The organism is Haladaptatus sp. DYSN1, assembly GCF_029489995.1.
GTDB lineage: Archaea > Halobacteriota > Halobacteria > Halobacteriales > Halococcaceae > QDMS2.
Map to the genome: position 1 here is coordinate 2,407,432 of NZ_CP120470.1, position 20,304 is coordinate 2,427,735.

General features: G+C 61.7%; 19 protein-coding genes. 10 read left to right on the top strand and 9 right to left on the bottom strand.

The window, feature by feature from the left end; genetic code table 11:
• Positions 1-432: 432 nt before the first annotated feature.
• Positions 433-1,044 carry a DUF998 domain-containing protein gene (locus P0648_RS20570; RefSeq protein WP_369685661.1) on the bottom strand — a complete coding sequence of 204 codons (612 nt, stop codon included), beginning with the start codon at positions 1,042-1,044 and terminating at the stop codon, positions 433-435.
• 342 nt (positions 1,045-1,386) lie between these two features.
• Here P0648_RS20570 and P0648_RS13020 point away from each other — a divergent pair, with 342 nt between their 5' ends.
• Positions 1,387-1,554, top strand: a complete 168-nt coding sequence (locus tag P0648_RS13020) for a hypothetical protein (protein WP_276246835.1) — start codon at positions 1,387-1,389, stop codon at positions 1,552-1,554.
• A gap of 869 nt (positions 1,555-2,423) precedes the next feature.
• On the opposite strand, the gene P0648_RS13025 is transcribed toward P0648_RS13020, so the two are convergent.
• The 7 genes from P0648_RS13025 to gcvT all read right to left on the bottom strand — a co-directional run bounded on the left by P0648_RS13025 (position 2,424) and on the right by gcvT (position 11,228).
• On the bottom strand, positions 2,424-3,266 hold the full coding sequence (locus tag P0648_RS13025; RefSeq protein WP_277504252.1) for a phosphatase PAP2 family protein: 843 nt from the start codon (positions 3,264-3,266) through the stop codon (positions 2,424-2,426).
• A 4-nt stretch (positions 3,267-3,270) separates the two neighbouring features.
• Positions 3,271-5,136 (bottom strand): ABC transporter substrate-binding protein, encoded by a 1,866-nt coding sequence (locus P0648_RS13030; RefSeq protein WP_276246833.1) that lies wholly within the window; start codon positions 5,134-5,136, stop codon positions 3,271-3,273.
• 243 nt (positions 5,137-5,379) lie between these two features.
• A complete protein-coding gene (locus P0648_RS13035) occupies positions 5,380-6,714 on the bottom strand; it encodes a hypothetical protein (protein WP_277504253.1) in 1,335 nt (444 codons plus the stop codon).
• Positions 6,715-6,785: 71 nt separating this feature from the next.
• Positions 6,786-8,213: an aminomethyl-transferring glycine dehydrogenase subunit GcvPB gene (gene gcvPB / locus P0648_RS13040; RefSeq protein ID WP_277504254.1), complete on the bottom strand. Its 1,428-nt coding sequence runs from the start codon at positions 8,211-8,213 to the stop codon at positions 6,786-6,788.
• On the bottom strand, positions 8,214-9,548 hold the full coding sequence (gcvPA, locus tag P0648_RS13045) for an aminomethyl-transferring glycine dehydrogenase subunit GcvPA (protein WP_276246830.1): 1,335 nt from the start codon (positions 9,546-9,548) through the stop codon (positions 8,214-8,216). It abuts the gene before it with no gap.
• Positions 9,549-9,738: 190 nt separating this feature from the next.
• Positions 9,739-10,122: a glycine cleavage system protein GcvH gene (gene gcvH, locus P0648_RS13050; RefSeq protein WP_276246829.1), complete on the bottom strand. Its 384-nt coding sequence runs from the start codon at positions 10,120-10,122 to the stop codon at positions 9,739-9,741.
• Positions 10,119-11,228, bottom strand: a complete 1,110-nt coding sequence (gcvT, locus tag P0648_RS13055; RefSeq protein WP_277504256.1) for a glycine cleavage system aminomethyltransferase GcvT — start codon at positions 11,226-11,228, stop codon at positions 10,119-10,121. Before gcvT ends, gcvH begins: the two co-directional genes overlap by 4 nt.
• A 250-nt stretch (positions 11,229-11,478) precedes the next feature.
• Here gcvT and P0648_RS13060 point away from each other — a divergent pair, with 250 nt between their 5' ends.
• The 7 genes from P0648_RS13060 (at position 11,479) to P0648_RS13090 (ending at position 18,357) form a co-directional block, all read left to right on the top strand.
• The gene (locus P0648_RS13060; protein ID WP_277504259.1) at positions 11,479-12,447 is read left to right on the top strand and encodes a rhodanese-like domain-containing protein; all 969 of its coding nucleotides are present in this window, start codon (positions 11,479-11,481) and stop codon (positions 12,445-12,447) included.
• Positions 12,448-12,736: 289 nt separating this feature from the next.
• Positions 12,737-13,186 (top strand): NYN domain-containing protein, encoded by a 450-nt coding sequence (locus P0648_RS13065; protein ID WP_276246826.1) that lies wholly within the window; start codon positions 12,737-12,739, stop codon positions 13,184-13,186.
• A 32-nt stretch (positions 13,187-13,218) separates the two neighbouring features.
• A complete protein-coding gene (locus P0648_RS13070) occupies positions 13,219-14,055 on the top strand; it encodes a TatD family hydrolase (RefSeq protein WP_276246825.1) in 837 nt (278 codons plus the stop codon).
• 38 nt (positions 14,056-14,093) lie between these two features.
• Positions 14,094-14,675 (top strand): DUF2150 family protein, encoded by a 582-nt coding sequence (locus P0648_RS13075; RefSeq protein ID WP_276246824.1) that lies wholly within the window; start codon positions 14,094-14,096, stop codon positions 14,673-14,675.
• Between the two features lie 61 nt (positions 14,676-14,736).
• Entirely contained in the window at positions 14,737-16,353 is a 1,617-nt protein-coding gene (locus tag P0648_RS13080; RefSeq protein ID WP_277504261.1) for an Ig-like domain-containing protein, read from the top strand.
• A gap of 151 nt (positions 16,354-16,504) precedes the next feature.
• On the top strand, positions 16,505-17,842 hold the full coding sequence (hmgB, locus tag P0648_RS13085) for a hydroxymethylglutaryl-CoA synthase (RefSeq protein WP_276246822.1): 1,338 nt from the start codon (positions 16,505-16,507) through the stop codon (positions 17,840-17,842).
• A 206-nt stretch (positions 17,843-18,048) separates the two neighbouring features.
• On the top strand, positions 18,049-18,357 hold the full coding sequence (locus P0648_RS13090) for a CBS domain-containing protein (protein WP_277504262.1): 309 nt from the start codon (positions 18,049-18,051) through the stop codon (positions 18,355-18,357).
• Here the strand turns inward: P0648_RS13090 and P0648_RS13095 are convergent.
• On the bottom strand, positions 18,354-19,064 hold the full coding sequence (locus P0648_RS13095) for a helix-turn-helix domain-containing protein (RefSeq protein ID WP_276246820.1): 711 nt from the start codon (positions 19,062-19,064) through the stop codon (positions 18,354-18,356). The two genes, P0648_RS13090 and P0648_RS13095, sit on opposite strands and share 4 nt — an antisense overlap.
• A gap of 85 nt (positions 19,065-19,149) precedes the next feature.
• On the opposite strand from P0648_RS13095, the gene P0648_RS13100 reads away from it, so the two are divergent.
• Positions 19,150-19,785, top strand: coding sequence for a metal-dependent hydrolase (locus P0648_RS13100; RefSeq protein ID WP_276246819.1), 636 nt, complete (start codon positions 19,150-19,152; stop codon positions 19,783-19,785).
• A 24-nt stretch (positions 19,786-19,809) separates the two neighbouring features.
• Positions 19,810-20,295 carry a GNAT family N-acetyltransferase gene (locus P0648_RS13105; protein WP_276246818.1) on the top strand — a complete coding sequence of 162 codons (486 nt, stop codon included), beginning with the start codon at positions 19,810-19,812 and terminating at the stop codon, positions 20,293-20,295.
• The last annotated feature ends 9 nt before the right edge of the window (positions 20,296-20,304 follow it).

Here is a 20,304-nt window from a genome sequence, read left to right on the forward strand (position 1 = left end):
TATCCATCATTAATCGATTCACCGACCAGTTCTCGAACGGGATTGAACCCAGTCTAACACGACAAAAAATCGATACTTGGATCTCAAGCCGCCGCTTTTTCACGCATTTTCCGTGCCCCTCGTAGGAGGAAGAGATTGCTGGCAATCGCAGCGAGGAAGGCCAATGGCACTGCTTGAGCGAGGAACATCTTATCCCACAGAATGATACTGAGGGCCGCAATCAGTGACCCCCAGATAATGAGGTTTACTTTCACTACGTCCGGCAGACTACTGAGCCCCATAATGGATAAATGACTTGATTGGAAATAACGATTCACTGGCGCAAAGAATAGATGCCGAGTTCTTTTTCGATGAACATGCCCTCTGAGTGCTGCACGCTGATTCTGACCGTTTCTGTGGCCGTGCTGAACTCAGTGTGCGAGTCGGTCACAACTATTGCCTCGTGTCGGGGTCAGAGCGACTCGAAAACAGATAGTCCTCTCGCAGGTACCAAACGTAAGCCACGAGGAACATGATTCGTTGAAACACGCCAGCGAATTGGGCTAACAGCGTCATCATTGCCGGTAACACGACAGTCGAACTAAGAGCGAACAAATCGAACCATCGAACGTCAAGTTTGTCCTTCTGGCGTCGTCGTACGAGCGTCAACACGCCAAATGCGAAACAGAACCCCAGGAGGGTGGCGGTAGCTGAGTGAAAGGCATCCTCCACTGGATTGTATGCTACCGCAGCGTCCCACGACCTCGTCGAGAACACCGCTGTTGCGACCATGAAGGCGCCGAATCCGGAGTGGAATACTGTTGGCAACCGGTTCCAGGCTACGCGTCGCTCTGCTGTCAACCAGAGAACCCCGAGACCGAACAGGAGAAATCCGAGTCGGGCAACCCACGCTGCCGAGACCCCCTGTGCCGCCGCCTCACTGGTCGTGTGGCTAACCCAGGAGTAGCCTTCTGGCATGAATTGTGGGGCTGCAGCGAGCGTGAGTGCAGACACCGCGAGACAGATTGCGATTCCGACGCCCGAATACACTCGATAATTCCGCATAGGCGTGCTCACGCTGAACAGCGACTAAGAACTGCCCCTCTATTTAGCAGCGCAGCTAATAGCTGAACAGAATCTTCTGCTGCATACTCTCTATATTCAACACTCGGTGAAGTTCCTGCGGTCGTATTGCACTCAAGTGGCCAGGTTTTAGGAGATAGATGGGCACATCCCTGAGGAAATAATTTGTATCGTCGCATACCATTTATGCGAGCAAATTCAGTTGCCTGGTGGCCGCACGTGCGGCCACCGCGGGGCGGACTGTTCGGGTGCTATCGTTGCGTACATAGCCTGCACCGTAACCGAACCAGTACGTTAAATTGCGATGGGGATAGATGGACGAATATGAGCCTCGAACTCGAGCACGACTGCCCGCAGTGTGGGGAGACGCGGACGTTCTACAAGGCCGCGAGCATGACGGTCCACCTCGGCACGAAGACCAAGTGGCGCTGTCCAGAGTGCAACTACGCGTTCATCAAGATCAACGGCATCGACTCCAGCGTCTCCGCCTGAGCACACCCTTCTCTTCGTCTCGACCAGCGAGTGGAAACGCTGAGTGCGCCACCTCAGGGGTTGGCGGGGGCAAGAGCGTGGTGCAGCCAGCGCGTGTCTCTTTCCCACGGGCACCGTTGCACATCGCGAACGTTACCCAAATCTTGAGAAATTCCCGCGTTCTGAGCGTCAGGTGCCCGAAGCTACTCCGTCGAGAGCGAACGAATAAACCAAATACTGGGATATGAAATTGAGAATTCGGTGTTCGAGGCAGTGCTATTTACTGCGCCCGTCGCGTAGCACCGCTGTAGACCGGTTTCAGAGCACGAACCAGCCAGACTGGGCGTGGTGAGGCAGACTCTGGTCCGACCTGCAGGATTCTCGAAACCGTGGGCAAAACCCCCGGGGTCACGCTCGCAGACGTTGGCTGTGGCAACGGCTACTTCACGATTCCCGGGGCGACACTCGTCGGTAACGAAACGGGCTCCGCCGTCGAACTCGACGAATCACTCCGCGCAGAACTCGACGCGGCACTCTCGGCCCGCGACGTCGAGAACGTCGAACGCCAACCCGGTGACGCACGCGAACGCAGTGCACTCGTGCCAGCGGTCGACATCGTCCTCGTGGCGAACACCATCACGGGTCGAAGATCAGCAGGCATTCGCCGGCGAGGTTCGGCGTGCGCTCACCGGACGGTCGGTTCGTCGTCGTCAAACGACCGACCGCGAAGTGAAACAGTGGTCGCCGGCGAGCAGTGCGGCTCCGCAGAATCCTTACACATGGCACCGACGAAACCGCTGCGGTGGCGACACTGGGTGGGTTCGACCGCACCGAAGAAATCGACCTGCCACCGTACTACTCCGCGCTCGCTTTCGAGCGGGAGGGAGAATTCAGCGCAGTCGATTGAAGACCGGGAGGGCCCAGAGGTCAACCCGGAGGAACTCGAAGATTTCGTAGTGCTTTCTCGCGATGTGGACGCTGCCGAGGCCGAGTATCGTCCCGGCGACGACGTCCGTCCCCCAGTGGATGCCGAGGTACATCGTCGCCATAACCACGCTCGCGGCGAGGAAGCAACTCGTGACGAACCAGTAGGGGAACCGGTCGCGGGTGAACCACGCGAGGTACGCCACCGTCACCGAAAGCGAGGTGTGCAGCGACGGGAAGACGTTCGTGTTCGAGTTCACCTCCCCGGTCAGGAGTTGTGATTGTGGATACATCGAGTACATGAGAGGGTCCACGAGGTCCGGAATCAGATTTCGCGGCCCATAGGAGACGAACAGGATATAGAAGATGAGGCCGAGCGAGTAGTTGAGCGCGAAGGCGACCGCCGTCTGTTTCAGGTACTTCGTCTCCCGAAGCGCGAACGTGAGGATGAACGGGAACACGAGCAAGAACACGTAGCCGTAGAGGTAGATGAACGAGAAATACACCGTGAGCTGGTCTGTGGCGATTGATTGGACGAACGCGACGAAGTCACCCTCGATGCGATAGATGTAGCTCGTGATGTTGAGGCCGACGACCCACGATATCTCGGGGCCGACTTGGCGAGCGACCTTGTTTATCGCGAGGATACCGGCAAGTAAGCCAAGGTAGGGGGAAACCTCGCGCAACCGGAAGCGCCAGTTTTCGCGCAACACCGAGAGCTGACTGGGGCCGATGAACGTCACCGACCCGATGGCAATCATGACGCCGACGCCGATCGCGAGATACGCGAGGATTTCGAACAGGGCCATCGAGTTATCGCCTCAGCAGCTCGCCTGCTTCGTTGTATCGATAACCAGCAGACCGGAATGACTCTTTCGCCAATTCGATGTCGAGTTCTCCATCTTCCCCGGGGAACGGCAGCTCAGGGTCTTCGCCCTCCCAGCGCAGGGCGGGCGCAGCCACGGGATAGGGCGCGAGTGGCGTGGCGATGGCGGATGCGTAGCCGCCGAACACCTCGTTTACGATGTGCTGTTTGTCGAGCAGCTGCGCGACCGCCCGACGAAATCGCGGGTTGCTGAGCGGCGACTGGCGCACGTTGAACCCGACGTGGTAAAACGAGGTGGGCTTCGAGACGTGCAGGCGCAAGACGTCCGACTGCCCAATCTGTGAGATGGACTCCGCGCCGAGCGGCGAGGCAGTCGCGTCCGCGTCGTCCTGTTCCATCAGCGCGAGGGCGGCTCCGTCGGAGGGGACGACGACGAATTCGAGTTCCGACGGTTCGAATCCACCCTGGAACGGGGCGAGCGGCCCATCCGAGACGTCCCGGGTGAGGAAGTGGTCGTCAAACGGCGCGAGGGTGAGTGATTCGCCATCGGTTGCGCTCACGAACCGAAGCGGCCCCGACCCGACCGGGTTGGAGTTACTCCAGATGAGCGCCTCGGTCACGCCGCCGATGGTATCGAGGCCCGCGATGGTCGCCTGCCCCGTCTTCGTCTCCCAGATGTGCTTTGGCAACAGCGGGAGTGAAAACGCCGTCTGGGCAACTTCCCGACTCACCGGTTCGAACTCGATGCGGACGGTTCGTCTACCGGTTTCGACGGCCTGCGTAACCAACGTCGAACGGTCCCGATAGCGGGGGGCCGGCACCGGACTGTCGAGTGCCCCGCCTGACGTGTCTCTGAGGAAGTCGAACGTGAAGGCAACGTCGGCCGCCGTGAGTGGCGTGGCGTCGTGCCAGAGCAAATCTTCGCGAAGCGTGACCTCGACTGCGGGCCCGGCGGTGTCTGAATCGACCCACGACCACTCGTGGGCGAGCCACGGGACGAGGTCCCCACCGATGGGGCGGGCAAGCGGGTCGTACAGCATCTCGGTGATGTCACCGTCGCCGCGGAACTCGACCGCGATGGGGTTGAGGTTGCGCGTCGCACGAGGGTCCTTGAGCGTCATCCGGAGCGGCGGGGCCGTCGTCTGCTGTGACGTCTCTGTCGTCGTCTCGTTGGTGGGTCCGTTCTGCGGTTGTTCGGGGGTCTCGGTCGTCGTTGGACGGAGTCTGAGGTAGCCGAGCAGCGTGTGCATGTCGGCAGCCGACCAGCCAGAAAAGCGGTCGCCACGCGTCGCCCGTATCTCGTCGGGGATGGCGATTGGGGCGAACGGTTGGTCGCGTGCGACGGCCGACTGTATCTCGTGGAGCGTCGCCTCGCGGGCGTCGCCCGATTGGGTGCGCTGTTCGTCAAGCATGTCGTCGACGCCGAGGTTGGCGTAGCCGAAGGGGTTCTGCCAGCCGGGTTCCGCGTCGAATCGCGAGTGCAACAGCGAGTAGACGAAGTTCGGACTGGCGGTCCGCGGATGGCGCATCACGTAGATGTCGAACGACTGGTTCAACAGCACGTCGCGCAGGAGTTCCTCGAGGCTCATCGGGACGATGGACGTCTCGATGCCGACGGCGTTCAGGTTCGAGGAGAGAAAGCGGGCGATGTAGATGGACCGCGGGTCGGCATCGGCCGGGGCGGTTTTGATTTCGAGTGAGACCTGGTCTGGGGCGTCGCGGTTCGCGAGTGTGCGCAGTTGGCGAATGCAACCGCTGGTCGCGGCGAGACTACCCGTCGCGAGACCGGCCAGCAGTGTCCGACGGGAGAGCGCGCGCGGAGGGGCAGGGGCAGATGAGGGGTCAGGGGGCATGGTATGGGGGTGGCGAAATCGGCGTGCGTCTCGTTCAGTGAACGTGAGTCGCTCGTTAGATGAAAGCGTTTTCTACGCTGTTTTTCGAATGCCGTGAATCATTTTCGGGAGTAGATGTATGTGCCGGGATATAGTTGTACGTTTCATTCCAATACGTTCTACACAGTTACTACGGGGGGCCTAATACAGCGTGGTTGACGTGTTTCGTTGTACTGAACGAACACTAAAAAGATTGTAGATTTCTCACACCCAGCCGAGCAGCGGCCAGACGAGCGAGCAAATCCAGAGGACGAGACCGCCCACGAGGTGTCTGTTGAGCCGAGACTCGCCAGCGCCGTAGCGCGCACCGCCAGCGGCGAGGACGCCGATTGCCACCGCGAGCACGATGCGGTGGAGCATCACGTTCACGGGAATCACCTCGATGTCGAGGTAGGCGTAGTCCGCGAGGATGCCAAAGCCGAGACCGAACATGGCGAGCAAGAACGCGTCGTCGCGCTCCAGTCCCTGGGCGAGCTTGTACGCCGCGAGTGGAATCCCAGCAGCGAGGAACGGGTAGAAGAACCCCGCGATGAGTTTCGGCGATTCGGTCACGTTCCACGATTCCACGGTGACCGCGCCGATGCGGACGAACAGCATCAGTCCGACCATCGACCCGAACAGGAGCACGCTTCGTGGCGGAAGCGGCCAGTGGCGGGTGCGTTTTCTCACCTGCATGGCGACGTCGTCGAGCCGACGGGTAAGCGCCGGGACGAACAGGAGGCCGAGCAGCGGTGCGACCGACAATCCGGTCGCGGTGGCGTTGCGACTATCGAGGTCGATGATGGTCGTCCAGCCGTCGGCGTCGATGGTGCGGCGCGTGCCGTGGTACTCACGGGTCACGTCCGTCACGAAGGGCGCACCGATGAGGTCGCGTTCGACCTCAGTGCGCCCCTTCTCCAGACTCCCGACCGTGTGTCGCAGGCGGAACCAGTCCCAGTGTTCGTGGTGAATCTGCATCGCGGTCCACGCCGAATCGCCAGAGCCGCCCGCGTAGAGACGGATGTGCGTGCGCGTCCCGAGGTAGGTGCCGTCGTGGACCTGATACGTCTCCGGAACCCAGAGGCCGCCGCCTTCGGTTTCGGGGTCAACACCCACCTGGCCGGTCCGACTGACCGGGTTGTGGATGTAGACGAAGCGGTCAGCACCGCGGGTAGACCCCCAGTCGATGCGCGGACCGCGCTGTCCTTCCAATTGCTCTTCGGGTTGGGCCGGAACCCACTCGTCTCTGGTGACGTTCCACTTGGCGTCAGTCTGTTCCATCAGGATATACCGAACCCGCGAGGCGTTCCCGTGGACGATCATATTTATCGGGAGCGTCCGCTGGGAGAACGAGTGAGAGCGACTCGTGTAGGGCCAGAGCATCGCCGAACTGTTCGGAGCGCCTTCGACGAGGTGAACTCCCTCCGGTGTCTGCCTGAGTTCTGCGGGAGGGGCAGCATCCTGGACCGTGGTTGGCTGGGCGAGGACCAGTGTCGAGAGTAAGACGACGACGAGCGTGAACAGAATCACCAGTCGTCGCCGGTCCAGTTTCTCAATCATCCATACCGGAACTAGAGGCATGCGTTACTTTATTTATTGTGCCCGAAATGTTCAGAAAAGGCTGGCTTTCTTCAGTCCTCCGTCTCGAGTGCGTGCCACGACAGGCGCGGGTTGCGCGCGGCCTGCACCTGGTCGATACGGCGAGCCGCCGTCCGAGACGGGGCCGATTCGAGTACGTCGTCGTCCTCGCCGACGACGGCGTTGAAGGCAGTTGCGAGTTGGTCGAGCGTCTCGCGGTTCTCGATTTCCGTCGGTTCGGTCATCAGCGCCTGTGAGACGATGTCCGGCCACTTCGTCGTCGGCGGGTGGACGCCGAAGTCGAGCATCCGCTTTGCCACGTCGGCTGCGTCCTGGTCGCCCGCGCTCGCGACGAACTCGTGGTGGAACGGCCCGTACGGCACGTCGTAGTCTATCTGGCTCGCGAGATAGTTCGCATTAAGCACTGCTTTCGCGCTCGCGTCGGCGAGACCGGCGTCACCCAGACGGTCGATGTAGGCGAACGCACGAACGAGGACGAGCCAGTTGCCGTGGAAGCCGTGAACCTTGCCGACCGACTGTTCTGGGTCGTACAGTCGGTACCCGCCCTTGTGCTGTTTGATGTGCGGACGTGGCAGGAACTCGGCGAGGCGTTCGGTGACCCCGACCGGTCCAGCCCCGGGTCCGCCACCGCCGTGGGGCGTCGCGAACGTCTTGTGAACGTTGTAGTGCATGATGTCGAAGCCCATGTCACCCGGACGGGCCCGCCCGAGGAGGGCGTTCAGATTCGCCCCGTCGTAGTAGAGCAGGCCGCCCGCGTCGTGGACGATGGTGGCGATTTCCTCGATGTTTCGCTCGAACAGTCCGAGTGTGTTCGGATTCGTGAGCATGAGCGCGGCCGTCTGGTTGGAGACGGCGGCTTCGAGGGCTTCTAAGTCCACGCGCCCGTCCTCGTCGCTCGGCAGCGAAACCACGTCGTAGCCGGCGAGCGCAGCGGTCGCGAAGTTCGTCCCGTGAGCGGAGTCGGGGATGATGATTTCCGTCCGCTCGTCGTCGCCGTTTGCCTCGTGGAAGGCTTTGGCGATGAGGATGCCCGTGAACTCACCGGCCGCGCCCGCAGGTGGCTGGAGCGTAACCGCGTCCATGCCACCGATGCGCCCGAGGTAGTCCTGGAGCTTGTAGAGTAGTTCGAGCGTCCCCTGAATCGTCTCGTCTGGACGCTCCGGGTGGACGGCTCCCGCCGGAATCGTCGAGATGTCGTCGGTGAATTTCGGGTTGTACTTCATCGTACAACTGCCGAGCGGGAACGGCCCCGACTCGATGCCGTAGTTCATCTGGCTCAGCCGGGTGTAGTGGCGGGCGAGTTCCGGCTCCGAGAGATTCGGCAGTTCGAGGTCGTCGCGCGTGAGCGACGGCGGGAGCGGTGACTCGTCGATTTTCACCGTCTTCGTGCTCTTTTCAGAGAGCAGCGGTTCGTACACGTCTTCTGAGTCGTGGGTCCAGCGAGCCTGGTCGTAGAACATCTAGGCTACCTCCTCGAATGCCGCGACGAACTCGTCTACGGCGATGGCGTTGGTCTCGGTCACACACACCTGCACCTCGTGTTCGCCGACCCGGTGGACGGCGAAGCCCTTGCCCGCGAGGTCTGAAACGATGGCCTTCGCAGGTTGGTCCGTGTGGGCGACGAACTCCCGGAAGTGATACCGGTCGTGAACCGGGGCCTGAATCCCGCTGATATCGTCGAGACGTTCTGCGAGTTCCTCGGGACGGGTGACGCAGTCCCTCGCGAGGTCCACGAGGCCGTCCGGGCCGAGCATGGCAATATGCATCGCCGCCCGGAGGGCGACCCACGCCTGGTTCGAACAGATGTTCGAGGTGGCCCGCTCGCGGCGGATGTGCTGTTCGCGCGTCTGAAGCGTGAGCGTGTAGGCGCGCATGCCCGCAGAATCCTCGGAGATGCCGACGAGGCGACCGGGAACCTGCCGCAGGAAGTCCTCGCGGCAGGCGAAGATGCCGAGGCCCATGCCGAAACTCGTCGGGATGCCGAGCGTCGAGGCGTCGCCGACGACCACGTCTGCGCCGACGTCGGACGGTTTTTCGAGCAGCGAGAGCGCGACGGGGTCGCTGCCGAGGGTGAAGATGGCGTCGTTGTCGTGGGCGAGTTTGCCGAGTTTGGCGAGCCCCTCCTCTATCGTCCCCCGGACGGTCGGATTCTCGGCGTAAATCATGACCACGTCGTCGTCTACGAGGTCGGTGAGCACGTCGAGGTCCGCGTTTCCGTCGTCCATGGCGTAGGATTCGACGACCATCTCGGAGCCATCGACGTAGTTTTCGAGCACGTCGCGGCGACCCACGGAGATGGCTTTCGGGACGAGCACGCGGTGGCCTGACGTCTTGCGCAGGCGATTTGCGAGCGTGGCCGCCTCGCCGAGGGCGGTCGCCGCGTCGTACATCGAGCAATTGGCGATTTCGAGGCCCGTGAGTTCCGCGAGCATCGACTGGTACTCGAACAGCACCTGCAGGAAGCCCTGGGCGACTTCCGGCTGGTATTGGGTGTAGGAGGTCAGAAACTCAGACCGAATAGAGAGGTTGTCCACGAGCGAGGGGATGTAGTGGCTGTAGTGGCCTCGCCCGAGGAACTCGGTCAGATTTGCGTTTCGGTTGAGCATCTTGTCTGCGCGTGCGCGAACGGATTGCTCACTGCGCTGTGGGATGCCGAACGTGCCGTCGAACGCGACGTCGTCTGGGATGTCGAACAGGTCCTCTTCGCTCGCCACGCCGAGAACGTCGAGCATCGCCTGCGTCTCGTCTGGCGTGTGCGGGGCGAAAGGACTGCCGGGGGTTGCTGAATCACTCATAGTTTGCGAAGAACCGCTGTTGTCCGGTTTGTGGCCGCACGATGGTAGTTGGTTACAGACTATCGCATATGATTGCGTCGATTATCACGACAGTGTCCATCCGACGCGGTTGCCGGGACAGACGATACACACCCGTGCATTGTGTTTGACTGACACGCTTCGGTGAGGCGCAAAAAAGTCGCTCGCCGGGTCAGGCGATCTGGTCTTCGTAGTCGTCCGGTGTGAGCAGGGAGTCGAGTTCAGATTCGTCCGTGAGTTCGACTTCCAGCATCCAGCCGTCGCCGTACGGGTCGTCGTTTACGAGTTCCGGGGCGTCGAACACCTGGTCGTTGACCGCGGTGACCGTCCCGGAGACCGGTGCGTAGAGGTCGGAGACGGCTTTGATGGATTCGACGACGCCGAACTCCGCACCCTTGCTCACGTCGTCCCCGACGTCGGGCAGTTCGACGAACACGATGTCGCCGAGTTCGTCCTGGGCGAAGTCGGTGATGCCGATTTTGGCCGTTCCGTCTGCTGCGCGTGCCCACTCGTGTGATTCCTGATACTTGAGGTCGTCTGGTACTTCGAATGTCATTGGTTGAAGGGGAGTGATTTGATGACTGCTTTCTTCGGATTACCACGGACGAGGACGTGAATCGTCGTGTCCGGGTCCGCATAGTCGACGGGAACGTACCCGAGTCCGATTGGTTCGCCCAGTGTCGGACTCATCGTCCCGCTCGTCACTGTGCCGATATGCTCCTCATCTATGTTAGTAATATCGTACCCGTGTCGCGGGACGCCGCGCTCCAGGAGCTGGAAGCCGACGAACTTCTCCGCTACGCCCTCTGCGTGCTGGCGTTCGAGCGCGTCGCGGCCCACGAACTCGGTGTCGAGTTTGACGGTGAAACTGAGCCCCGCCTCGTAGGGCGTTCGCGGGTTGTCCTCCGGGTGGAAGTCCTGCCCGGAGAGGAGAAAGCCCATCTCCATGCGCAGGGTGTCGCGTGCGCCGAGTCCACACGGCTGCACGTCGAACAGCTCCCACACGGCTTCTGCGTCGTCCCACGGTGCGAGGATTTCGAACCCGTCCTCGCCGGTGTAGCCCGTCCGGGCGACGATGCACTCCGCGCCGTCGAACGAGAGCACCGTCGCCGTGAACGACTTCAGGTTCTGGACGGCGGTCGGTTCGGCGGGCGTGTGCTCGTCGACCGCTGCCATGAGCAACTTTTCCGCGTCGGGGCCCTGGAGCGCGAACATCGTCCAGTCTGACGTGACGTTCTCGACGCTGGCGTCGAGGCCCCACTCGTCGCGGTGGGTTTCCCATCGCCGTTGCATCTCGCCGTCGTGCCCGGCGTTCGGGATGAACAGGTAGTCGCCCTCGATAGCGTCGGGGAGCCGATACACGACGGTGTCGTCGATGATGACGCCGTCTTCGTTCGTAATCATCGAGTACTGTGCGTCGCCCGGCGAGAGGACGGTGACGTCGTTCGAGGTGAGTCGCTGCATGAGCGCCTCGGCGTCGGGGCCGGAGACGATGATTTCGCCCATGTGGCTCACGTCGAAGATGCCAGCGGCCTCCCGAACACTCTCGTGTTCGGTTCGGATAGAGTCGAACTCGACTGGCATATCCCAGCCGCCGAACTCGGTGAACTTCGCACCGCGGGCGTCGTGGACGCCGTGCAGTGGTGGTTTGAGAAGACCCATACACATCCGGTCGCACCCCCGCCAAGTAACGTTTTGGTGTTGCGCGCGTCCCATCGTTCGGCCACACATGACAGTTTCTACGTAAAGTTTTGAATTTCGATGTTTTGAACAGTTAGCTACGGGAATTGGGAAAACAGTGAAAAAGCGCGTGCGAGACACTCACACGCGCTTATGGAGGTGATAAGCTTCGTGTGGGGTGACCTTACCAGCCCTATAATTATAGGGGATGGTCGGTAACGCCATGACGACGATGACGAATCGAAATACGACCCGCCGGCGTTTCTTACAGGTGTCCGGCGCGGCCGCTATTGCCGGGCTCGCAGGCTGTTCGAACGGCGGTAGCTCGGACAACTCGACGAGTACCCAGGAGCTGACCGAGAACGCGACGACCACGGCGGCGGAGACGACCACCGCCCAGCAGGAGGTCGCAGTCGAGATGTCCGCAGAGGGGCGTCTCGCGTTCGACGGTCCAACCAACGAGATGGACCTCCCAGAAGACCCCGACCCGAACGACGGCTACCCGCCGGAGTTCAACATCAAGCTCGAAGACTACGAAGTCGACGAGTCCCGCTGGGAAACCAACACGATCGAGGAAACCGACATTACGCTGGTTCCCTTCGACGTCGCCTACTACTGGTACGTCCGCGGCGAGGCGCGGTTCCTCGACGCCCGCAGCCAGTCTGAGTACGACGTCTCCCACATCTACGGCGCGGTCGTCAGCCCCGCGAAAAGCGACATGGAGGACGACCCGGTGGCCAGTTGGCCGAAGGACGACAAAATCGTCGCCTACTGCGACTGCCCACACCACCTCTCGTCGATTCGTGCCGCGGCTCTCAAGGCTGAAGGCTACAGCAACGTGTACGTCATCTACGAGGGCTACGGCGCGTGGCGCTCGAAGGGCTACCCGATGGAGGGCTCCAGCCCGAAGGACGCCCCGAAGACCTGGACCGTGACCGGACAAGTCGACCCGGAACACGCGGGCGAGGCCGCCTGGGCCTACTACCAGGACCAGAAGGAGGCCACCGAAATCGCAGAAGACGGCAGCTACGAACTCAACATCCGGTTCGTCAACGTCTCTGCTGACACTGAGGTGACGATTCAGACCCCAGCCTACGAACTGAACGCAACCCTCGGTGCCCTCACGAACGGGTCCGTCTCCGAAGACGGAACCGTCCTCGAAGGGAGCGGAAACGGCTCCGTGAACGCTACCTCCGCCTGATTCGGCTATCACGGAACACCCGGCCTGTTCGCAGGCCACACGCGTGTCTGTCATCCAACCTACACGTGTCTGTCATCCGGTTCGTGCGGGTCATCTCCCGCACCGACCACATCCACTTCGCCCACCGGCTGCAAGCCGGGTGGGCTTCATTCCTACGGGCGATTTCCCTGTGGATGACCCGATTATTCTGCAGCCTGGGCGCCGAAGAGACTCGCTCACAGTCTGGTGAAATTCAGTTGACAGGTTCGCCAATCGCCACCGCTTTTAGCGTACCCATCCTAGCCCGGCCATGCCCGGTGGGAACGATGAATTGGTTGGGGACCACGACGAACCCAAAGTTGGGTTGTTCGTCGATGGGCCGAACGTGTTGCGTGACGAATTCAACGTCGACTTAGACGACGTGCGAGAGGCGGGGACGGCCGCAGGCTGGCTAGCGACGCGGCGGCTCTACCTCGACGAACACGCGACGCCCGCGCTCATCCAGGCCGCAGAGGCCCGCGGCTTCGAGGTGGTCATCACGAGCGGCGACGTGGACGTGAAACTCGCCGTCGATGCGGCTGAATTCATCGTGACCGAGTCGATCGACGTCCTCGCCATCGCCTCCCGAGACACCGACTTCAAGCCGTTGCTCGAAATGGCCGCCCGCTACGGGGTTCGGACACTCGCCATCGCCCCCGGCGAACACGGGCGCTCCGACGCACTACGAAACGCCGCCCACGACTCCATCACCATCGAGTAAGACCTTTTTTCGTGCGCCTCCCGCACTCAGGTATGCCCGACACGCCGATTCTCGACAATCACCTGCATCTCGACCCCGTCTACGGGCGAAACGAGGAAGCAGTCAAGGACTTCGCCCGCGCGGGCGGAACCCACATGCTCGTCGTCAACAAACCGTCGTGGCACCTGCTGGACCGCGAGGTCGAAGGCCCCGGCGATTTCAGGGAAGTGTTCGAACTGACCATCGGCGCAGTCGAACAGGCGACCGAGATTTTGGCGGGGCGGGCGTGGGCCGTCCTCGGCGTCCACCCCGCACTCATCTCGCGGCTGGTTGGCGAGCGCGGATTCACTCCCGGCGAGGCGTGCGACCTGATGCAGACGGGCCTCGACGTAGCCGCAGAGTTCGTCGCGGACGACGAGGCACTCGCGCTCAAATCGGGTCGCCCGCACTACGATGTTTCAGACGACGTGTGGGAGGCGTCGAACGACGTGATGAAACACGCCTTCTCGCTTGGCGCTGACCACGACTGCGCCGTGCAACTCCACACCGAGACGAGCGAAGACCTCACCGAAGTGGCCGAGTGGGCCGAGGAACGCGGCCTCCCGCGCCACAAAGTAGTGAAACACTACTCGGTCGGGAAACTGGCGGGGCCGACGCCGAGCGTGCTCGCTGACCGCGACCGACTGGAGGTTGCACTGGAACAGGACGAACCGTTCCTGATGGAGACCGACTTCATCGACGACCCCGACCGTCCCGGCGCGGTTCTCGGCCCGAAGACGGTGCCACGACGGGTGAACTGGCTGCTCGAATCGGGCCACGAGGACGCCGTCAGGGTCGCACACGTCGAGACGCCGAAGGCCGTGTACGACATTGACACGGCAGATTTCTGAACACAGGGCTTATCACGTATCACCCGTTTCCTCTCGGTATGAGCACGCCCCCTGGAGAGTTCTACACCGAAGACCGGTGGCAGAACTGGCTGGACCGGATCAAAGAAGAGGACATCGACCCAGAAGACGAAGACTCAGCACGCCTGCTGCTCAACCTGCAGGACGACACGGCCATCGCAATCGTGAAGGTCGTGACCAGTTACGACGACGGTGACATCGACGCGGACACCGCGCAGGAAGAACTCGGGAAGATTCGCGACATCGTCCTCGCGGACGTCGAGTTCGAAGACGAGGAAAAGGTCATGCTCGTCGATGGGGTCCAGACGTCCCTGCTCTGCGTGTTCTACGCCGCAGAGCAGTACATCCTCGACGGGGCGGCCGAGGACGCGAGCGTGGAGGAGTACATCCTCGCCGCGGGCGACGCGGAGGCAGAGGACGACCTTGATGCCGCGCTCGGATACTGCGTGCAGGCCGGGACGCGCATCATCGACGGCAACGACTTGGACCTCTCTGTCGCGGAGGAAATCGAATACGGCCTCGTCGCCGAGTGGGTAAACGGCCTCGACAGCCTCCACAACGCGATGAGCGACCCCGAAGTCGTCGAAGAAGACGACGAATAACTCGCTTTTCTGGACAGTCATTCGACAGAGACTTTTTATCTATCCCGCGCGGACATAGCCCATGCGACTGTGGGGCGACAGCCGGGGGCAGGCAATTCAGATAGGTGCAATACTCCTCTTTGCGACACTTATCATCGCACTCTCGCTGTATCAGGCGAACGTCGTCCCGCAAAACAACAAGGACGTCGAGTTCAACCACAACCTCCGGGTGTTAGACCAACTGGAGGACATGCGAAACGCCATCGTTCGGACGGCGGCGACGGGGACCGAACAACCCGTCTCCATCACCCTCGGCACCCAATACGACGAGCGCGTCTTCGCAGTGAATCCGGGGCCACCGGGGGGGACACTCGAAACCGTCTCGCTCGGAACCGTGACCATCGAGAACGCCGTCTCGGTGGGCGAGAACGCATACTGGAGCTCTGGGACCACTCACGAGTACGAGACGAATGGCCTCCAGTACCGGCCCACCTACAACGAGTACCAGAACGCCCCGAACACGGTGTACGAACACTCGCTGCTCTACAACCAGTTCGAGGACTCGCGCAACACCATCCTCGCAGACCAGAGCATCGTCAACGGGCGACAGATTACGCTCATCACCCTTGATGGCTCCTACCAGGAATCGACCTCTGGGAGCGTCACGCTCAACGCCCGACCGGTGAGCGTCTCCTCCGAGACGGTGGCGGTGACGAACACCGCGCCCGACGAACCGGTGACCATCACGATTCCGACGCGCATGAGCGAAGAGCAGTGGATGGAGACGCTCGAAGACCAGTCGGTGGCAAACGGTGGGTACGTTGACTTAGACGAGACAACTTACACCGCCGGTAGTCCGAGCACGATTTCCCTCGTGCTCACGGGCGACGAGACGTACAACCTCCGCCTCGCAAAGGTCGGCGTCGGGACGCAGGTCGAAGAAGAGGGCGCGACGTACGTCACCACGGACACGCCCAATCCGACGGTCGCACCCGGCGCGACCGAGCGGTTCACCGTGACGGTCAAAGACCAGTACAACAACCCGGTGAGCGGGTTCGTCGTGAACGAGAGCGAATCGAATCTTGAACCGGTGACGGAAGCGACCGACGAGAACGGCGAGATGGTGTTCGAGTACACCGCACCGAGTTCGGAGGGGTCCGATTCGGCGACCGTCTCGATTCTCGACGACGATGAGGCCTACGAGCACGTGACGTTCGACGTGACCGTGAGCGACGGTGCGGGGGCTGGTGGCGATGATGACGATGGTACGGACGCGATTAACCCGAGTGAATCAGGGGATATTCGACTGCTCGATTCTGAGTACGGTATTGGCGGCGACAAGAGTATTCTAGAATTTGTCCTCCAAAATACGGGGTCAAGTACAACACAAATCACCTCGGCACGAATCAGTTTCTACTACGACGCGGGGACTGGTAGTGGTGAGGTCGATAATGCGAAAATTCGGCAAGCAGATGGTTCCGGTGGAACTACCTTGAAAGTGAGAGGAGAATTCGTCGATTTATCTCCAGAAATCGGGTTGCCTGGAAACGATGCCACAACCAGAGTTCAACTAGAATTTTGGGGAGATACGAAGCAATCTAAGCAGCACGACGTGAAAGAGGGCGATTTCATCGTCGTTTCGGTCACCTTCTCCAACGGTGAAAGTGCAACGTACTTCCTTGCACCTGATAAAGCCTGAACGACGATTCTGATCAATTCCTACAACTGAGATTAGAGGCGTAACCCAACCAGTCAGGCACGATGCCCATGCCGTGACATAGCGTATTTTTCGACACCTGTCGATAGTCCAGTCGACAAACACATATACCTGGTCTACACAGGATACAGCCATGACAAAAGTCGGGATTGACGCCGTTGAAATTTACACGGGTAAGCTGAAAATGGACCTCGCGGAGGTCTTCGCCCCTGAGATGGGCGACGACCCCGAAAAGTACACGAAGGGGCTTGGCCTCCACGCGAGTTCCTTCCCGGACGTGTACGAGGACATCGTGACGATGGGGGCGAACGCTGCCTACAAGCTGATGGAGCGAAAGGGCCTCACGCCCGAGGACATCGGTCGCATCGACGTCGCGACGGAGAGTGCGTTCGACAACTCGAAGCCCGTTTCGACGTACATCGCCGGGTGTCTCGAACAGGTGTTCGACGGCGACTTCCACCACGCGAACAAGGGCGAGCGCAAGTTCGCCTGCGTCGCGGGGACCCAGTCCATCGACGACGCGTACAACTGGATTCGCGCTGGCCGCAACCGCGGCCGCTCGGCCATCGTCATCGCCACGGACACGGCCCTCTACGCCCGTGGCGACCCCGGTGAGGCGACCCAGGGCGCTGGCGCGGTGGCCATGCTCATCAGCGAGGACCCGTCACTGGTTTCGCTCAGCGCAGAGCAGGGCTTCGGCAGCGCAGACGAGACGGACTTCCTGAAGCCGAACCAGCAGTTCCCGAGCGTGGACGGCAAGCGCTCGGTGCAGGTCTACCTCGCCCGAATGCGCGAGGCGCTCGAAGACTACGAATCGGTCGCCGGGAAGGTCGAACTCGACGACGTTGCCCTCGCGCCATTCCACACGCCGTTCCCCGGAATGGTCCGCAAGGCCGCACTGCTCGGCTTCCGCCACATCATTCGCGACACCGAGGTCGAGGACGAACTTGCGCCGGAAATCGGCCGCCAGCCACGCGAAGAAGAGTTCGACTCGGAGGAAGATTACACCGAGGCCATCCGCGCGTACATGGACGACCTGAAGGGCACCGACGCCTACCAGACCTGGTACGCAGAGACTGTCGACCCAACGCTCTACCTCGCACGCCACGTCGGCAACTGGTACACCGGGTCGGTCCACGTCGCCCGCGTCAGCGGCCTGCTCAAGGCCCTCGAAGCCGGCACGGACATGACCGGCGAACAACTCCTCGTCGGGTCCTACGGCAGTGGCGCACAGGCTGAGGTCCACTCCGAAATCGTCCAGGAAGGCTGGAAGGAGGAGATGGAGGCGATGGACATCATGGACCAGCTCGAATCGCGCTACGAGATTAGCTTCGACGACTACGAGCACATCCACGACGTCCACAACCACGAGAAGGACGTCGACGTAGAGGAGTTCACGGCCCCGCAAAACGAATTCGTGTTCGACGGCTGGGGTCGCATGAACGAGCGCAAGTACCGGTTCGTCGAGTAAGCTTCAATCCGACTTTTCCCCTTTTTTGGGGTCGGGCGAGACGCACCGCGTCTCGCTGACCCTGTGAAGCGACGCTTCACAGGTCAGATTTTTCGAGCGCAGCGAGCAAGCGGTGCAGTCTGCAAATGCCCCATCCCACCATTACTTCTTACCCCAAGCCGCCCAAGTGTCACCTACGCTGGGACACTCATCCCAGAAACCTACCCATGACTGGCAAACACGTCCGTATCGGAAGCCGAGATTTCGTGACCGTTTCGCCCCGGACATCCGTGGTCCGGGCGGGGGAACTGATGGACAATTATAGCGTCGACCAGGCGCTCGTCCTCGAGGGTGACGACCTCGTCGGGACAGTCACCTACGACGCCGTCGACCGCGCGCGCCAGCGTGCAGAGCGCGAGAACATGGAACCGGAGGAGGTCCTCACGGAAGACGTGATGATGGAAGTCGAGGAGTTGAACGAGGAGATGCGCGAGGCGATCGCGAAGGGGTTGCGAGACGCAGAGCGCCAGTTCTAGGGGAGTTGGCGAAGCGCGTCTAGCATATCGCCTAAGTCCTTGGTCGTCACCGCGAGCGAGAAGCCGTCGATGCGAGCGAGGGCGGGTGCGTGTTCCCAGAGGTCGTCCTCCGTGAGTCCGTGGAGGACCACCGCGTTCGGCGTCGGCGTGACGACGCGCATGGCGACGAGTGGCGACTCTCCACGGGTGACGTGCGTAAAGACGAGTGCTCGGTTCGTACTCTGTCCGTAGAGCCGGTAGAACTCCTCGCTCGACAGGCGGGTGATGGCCTCGATGCTGTTGACCACGGTGTGTCCGGCGATGGTATCCTGCTTCCCCGTGGCCACCTCCGTCGCGTCGATGGCGTCGTAGAATTTTGTGAGCGGGATGGTCGTCGGATACTCACGTAAGTCCTGGACGATGTCGCTTTCGAACCCGGCGGAGATGACGCGGGCATACTGACGAACGCGGCCACCGCCGCGGTGTTCGTCGATGGCGATGAGCGCCTCGACGATGCGCCGAATGACGCCGATGCCGGGGCTCTTTCGCCGGCCACTCTCGTAGTCAGAGATGACGGAGGAGGAGACGTCGAGTTGGGTGGCGAGGTCGGTCTGGGAAACGTCGAAATCGGTGCGCCACTTTCGAAGCGTCGCGCCGGGGTCGTCGCTGAGCGTGATTTCGCCGGCAATCTTCTCGGCGAGGTCCCGCCGCGGGCCGCGTTCGGTCATTGAAGTAGGCCTTCGTCGTTCGACGGATAATGATTTCGACGTTTCGTTCGAAATGCTCAGGGCGACGCGAGTGGTACGAGTTGACATGCCTTCGACCGTCGTCCACCTCGCGCTCGCTGGACTGCTGGCCGCCGGCTTGCTCGGGGATGCCTTCGACCGGCGGGCACTCGCTGTCGTTCTCGGCGTGACAATCATTCCTGACCTCGACGTGTTCGCCGGATTCTTCGTAGACGGCGGTCACCGGTCGGTCTTGCACACCTTCCTTATCCCGCTCGCGGCAGCAGGCGTCGTCTACCTCGACACCCGCCGGGAGTCCTCGTGGCTCGCGGAGCGGTGGGGGCGTCGCGGCGTCCGGGTGGCGTGGGTAAGCATCGTCGCCTTCGCCGTTGCGGGTATCGGCCTCGACCTCTTTACCGCCGGAGCGAACGTGTTCTATCCGGTTCACGACCAGTTTTACCGCGTCTCCGGGGAACTCATCTACTCGACCAACCGGGGCCTCGTCCAGACGTTCGTCGATTTCTCGACTGGCAGTCCCGACCCCGGCGCGATTGGGTCGTCGAGCGAAGTCCACGTCAACAGCGGTATCGACCCGAATCGCGGGGCGGAACCGGAGGGGGTGGACCGCATTTTCCCGGTCGCCCAATCGGGCTGGCAACTCCTGCTCATCGTAACCAGTTGCATCGTGCTGTGGGGACGACTCCGCGAGGAGCCAAAGGTTTGACTCCCCTGCCGAGAGAGAACTGGTATGATTCGACCGTACGACCCCGCAACCGACCGCGATGGGTTCTGGGCACTGAAACGACAGTTCGAACTCGGCCTCGGCAGCGAGACCGGTGGCGACGACAAACTGGAGCTGTACGAGGGAAAACTCACCGACGAGTACCGAGAGCGGTATCTGTCGTGGGCGGCGCGGTGCTGCGAGTCTGACGAACGCTGCATCACCGTCGCCGAGGTGGACGGCGAACTCGTCGGCTACGTGTTCGTCCTCCCCGAGACGATGGCGATGATCTGGGACGCCGCGGTGCTCAACGAACTGTTCGTCGCCGAAGCACACCGGGGCACGGGCGTCGCCGACGACCTGATGGCGGGAGCACTGGCGCTTGCCCGCGATCAGGACCTCCCACTCGACCGAATCGTCCTCGACGTGGACCGTCAAAACGACCGGGCGCAAGCGTTCTACGACCGCCACGAGTTCGCCCACTGGGGCGAACTGGTCTGTCGGGAGTTGTAGCGCGCGACT